Source organism: Halomonas sp. (assembly GCF_041689495.1).
Lineage (GTDB): Bacteria > Pseudomonadota > Gammaproteobacteria > Pseudomonadales > Halomonadaceae > Halomonas.
The window spans coordinates 1-3,860 of record NZ_JBDNGD010000221.1 but is presented as its reverse complement, the minus strand read 5'-3'; the positions used below and the strand labels follow the sequence as shown (position 1 = coordinate 3,860).

Sequence of the window (3,860 nt, the reverse complement as noted above, 5' to 3'; positions counted from 1 at the left end):
GGTCAATCCTATGCAACAACTACCATAGACCAGTGACGCTACCTGTCCATTGATCTGCATCAGGTTTGAAGAACGCAGGAAACTTGTGTGCAGGACCTGGGTTGCCGACTATCTGGCCACCATGAAATACTCCCAAGTATCGTTACGATGACCGGTTATTAGTCACTTCTCATGATCCGTCTCTACTGCTCATGGTTGCTTTGCGCACTGCTGGCACTTGCCTTGACATCGTCAACGATGGCGGGCGGACAACACCACACGACCCTTTCGATCGTCCTCCTCGAGTTAAGGTGACGAGTTCGATACCACCCTGGTCAACGAGCTGGAGAAGGAGACCACCGTGCACTGGCATGGCGTGGCCGTGGCAAACGAAAACGATGGTGCGCCCGGCGATGCCGTGGCGCCGGACACTCGAGATCACGACGAGAGATCAGGTATGACCCATTTCCGGAAGCGACTCGCTCCGCTGTGGCTGGTTCCCGCGCTGCTGGCCGGCTGCTCCAGCGAGCCAGAAGGCACTAGCCTGGAGCAGTTGCGCCAGCAGACCCATATTCACGGCCTGGCCTTCGATCACACCGACAGCGAGCAGATTCTGCTGGCCACCCACCACGGTTTCCATGTCGTCGGTGGCGATGGCCTGGCTCGCCAGGTCTCCAGCGGAACTCAAGATTTCATGGGGTTCACGCCGCATCCGCAGGAGGCCGAGACGCTCTTCGCCAGCGGTCATTCGGCGCGTGATGGCAATCTCGGTGTACTGGTCTCCACCGACGGTGGCCAGCGCTGGGAACAGCGCTCGCCCGCTGTAGACGGGCCAGTGGACTTCCACCAGTTGACCATCAGCGATGCCGATCCGGACGTGCTCTACGGTGCCCATGCGGGCCGGCTGCAGGTCAGTCGCGACGGTGGCCATACCTGGCGGGTGCAGGCGACCGTGCCGGACGGGCTGATCGGCCTGGCGGCTTCCAACCGCGACCCCGAGCAGCTGTACGCCGCGACCCAGACGGGGCTGCTCATGAGCCCGGATGGCGGTAAGCGCTGGCGCCAACTGCATCCCGAACGCCGCCCCGTCAGCCTGGTAGTGGTCAGCGGCGAGCAGCTCTACGCCTTTATGATCGGTATCGGCCTGATCCGGTCAGAGGAGGGCTCCCGCCGGTGGGAGGAGGTTAGCCGCGACTGGGACGAGCGCTACCTGATGCACTTGGCGGTGGATCCCGGCGACCCCGACCGTCTCGTCGCGGCGGATGATCAGGGCCGGCTGCTGCACAGTTCCAACGGCGGGCAGGACTGGTCTCCGCTGTGAGCCAGGGCGCGAACCGTGCTCGCTCGACGGTCGCCTGGGCGATGGTCTTCCCTCCCATGATGGGGCTGGGGTCGGAGTCACGTCATCCGTCGGCTCTGTATGAGTTTGCACTAGGGAAACGCTGATCAACGAGCATGACGTGGAACTGCGCCGCCTGCCTGACGACGTCCTCGCCCAGGCCCAGGAGCACTCCGCCGATGTGGTGGCCGAGCTTGCCGAATCCAGCGAGCTGGCGGGTCGCATCCACGAGACCTACCGCGCCTTCCAGGACAAGGTCGTCAATTACCACGCCATCTCCGAGCAGGCCTACTATAACGCCCGCAACCCGGAAGACACCACCACCTCCGAGTAAGGAAGCAACAAGACACCGGGCTCGTCACGAGCCCGGTTTTTTTGTGCCTGGCGGATCCGAGTCACCCGATCAGAGTGCCGCCCATGGCCCTGACCCAGGCGATCATCGGCGCCGGATAGACGCCCAGCAATATCACCAACCCCGCTACAGCAAGCACAACCAGCCCCCCTGCCCGCGAGCCCCAGTCATCGGACGCATCGCGACGCTGCATTCCCGGCTCGGCCATAAACAACGTGATGGTGACCCTCAGGTAATAGTAAAGCCCGATGGCACTGCCAAGTATGATGCCACCTACCAGCCACCAGCGTTGAGCCTCCACGCCCAGGGCGATGAGATAGAACTTGCCGATGAAGCCGACGGTCGCCGGAATGCCAGCCAGCGACAGCATAGCCACGGTAAGTACTGCGGTCAGATAAGGGCGTCGCCAGAACAGGCCGCGATAGTGGTGCAGCGCTGCTGCGTCTTCGCCGCTGACCGTGCTCGAGATCAGGATGACCACGCCAAACGCCGCCAGAGTGCTCAACACGTAGGTGATCAGGTAGACCCCTCCCGTTTCCGCCGCCAGGCCGTCCGCGACCACCAGCACGATCAGCAGGTAGCCGAAGTGCGCAATCGACGAATAGCCGAGAATGCGTTTGAGGTTAGACTGAGTCAGCGCCAGCAGGTTGCCGATCAGCATGCTGGCAAGTGCCAGCCCGGTAAACACCGCGCGCAGCCAGTCACCCTGGGCAACGGGCGTCGACAACATCAGGCGCAGCAGCAGCGCGAATACCGCCACCTTGCTGGCAGTGGCCAGAAAGGTCGTCGCCGGCCCCGGCCCACCCTCGTAGACGTCCGGGGTCCATAGATGAAAGGGCACTACCGAAAGCTTGAAGCCCAACCCCACCAGCATCAGGCCAACGCCCGCCAGGCCCCAGATACCGGTGTTCGAATCAAGGCTGGCCATCAAAACGTCGATCCGCAACTCACCGGTCTGAGCATAGAGCAGCGCCATACCGAACAGTAAAAAGGCGCTGGCGGCGGCAGAAAGAATCAGGTATTTGATGCCGGCTTCAAGGGAGCGCGGCTCATGGTAAGCGTAGGCCAGCATTCCATAGAGCGGCATGGATAACAGCTCCAGGCCGATGAAAAGGCTAGCCAGGTGCCGACTCGCGGCCAGCACCAGGCCCCCTGCAGCCGCGCACAGCAGCAGAACATAGAACTCTTCGCGGGCGCCGTGAAAAGACTCAAGATAGGCATGGGACAGAATCGCGCAAACCAGGGTCGACGCCAGGATCAAGATCCCGGCCAATAGCGCCAGACCATCGAAATCGAGCAGTGGCGTGTGTACCGGAATCACCCGCCAGGCAAACGCCTGAGCGATCAAGGCCAGCCCCAGACCCAGTACGCTGGCAGCAACCGTTACGGCGTGCTCGCGACGCCAGGCGATGCCAAGCATCACCGCAATCGCCGTCGCGGCAACCAGAATTATTGGCAGATAGGCGATAAGAACAGCAACGGGCATCAGCGGGCCTCCGGCATCAGAGTGATGGGCGCGCCCGGCCCGGTAGAGATTTCCCGCAACGCCGTGCCCGAGGTCTCGAACACCTGTTGCACTTCTCCCATTGCGGCCTCGGTCGTATCAAGCAGAGGTTGGGGGTAGATACCAAGCCATATCAGCAGCACGACGATGCTCAGCATCATGGCAAATTCGCGGGCATCAAGCCCCTTCAAGGGCGTCTCGCTGCGTGGCGGGCCATAGTGCACGCGCTGCATCAGGATCAGCGAATAGATTGCTGCCAGCACCAGACCAAAGCTTGCGATCACAACCACCCAAGGTGCCGTGGGAAAAGTACCGAACAGCACCATGAATTCGCCAACAAAATTGGCAGTGACAGGTATTCCCAGCGAAGCAGCAATAAAGAACAACCAGAACCCCGGCAGGCTCCCCAGCCGCCCCCACAGACCGCCCATCTTGTCCATCTCACGGGTATGCAAGCGCTCGTACAGCTGTCCGCTGAGGATAAACAGCCCCGCTGCGGAAAAGGCGTGGGCCAGTATCAGTACTATCACACCCTGTAAAGCCAATAGAGAGCCGGAATAGATGCCAATCAGTACGAACCCCATGTGGGCGACACTGGTATAGGCGATGAAGCGCTTAACGTTCTGTTGCCCACAGGCCAGCACCGCACCGTAGTAGATGCCGAGCAGGCCAAGCCCCATGGCGAT

3 protein-coding genes and 1 pseudogene are annotated in these 3,860 nt (G+C 61.6%); 2 read left to right on the top strand and 2 right to left on the bottom strand.

What is annotated here, in order from left to right; translation table 11 throughout:
* Positions 1–301: 301 nt before the first annotated feature.
* A pseudogene (locus tag ACESMD_RS07895) lies at positions 302–1,300 on the top strand (hypothetical protein); the annotation flags it as partial.
* A 139-nt stretch (positions 1,301–1,439) separates the two neighbouring features.
* Positions 1,440–1,652: a hypothetical protein gene (locus ACESMD_RS07890; RefSeq protein WP_372611970.1), complete on the top strand. Its 213-nt coding sequence runs from the start codon at positions 1,440–1,442 to the stop codon at positions 1,650–1,652.
* Between the two features lie 61 nt (positions 1,653–1,713).
* On the opposite strand, the gene nuoN is transcribed toward ACESMD_RS07890, so the two are convergent.
* Together nuoN and ACESMD_RS07880 are read right to left on the bottom strand one after the other, a co-directional pair.
* Positions 1,714–3,156, bottom strand: coding sequence for an NADH-quinone oxidoreductase subunit NuoN (gene nuoN / locus ACESMD_RS07885; protein ID WP_372611968.1), 1,443 nt, complete (start codon positions 3,154–3,156; stop codon positions 1,714–1,716).
* Positions 3,156–3,860, bottom strand: a 705-nt coding sequence (locus ACESMD_RS07880; RefSeq protein WP_372611966.1) for a proton-conducting transporter membrane subunit, incomplete at its 5' end; no start/stop codon positions are given. The genes nuoN and ACESMD_RS07880, both read right to left, overlap by 1 nt.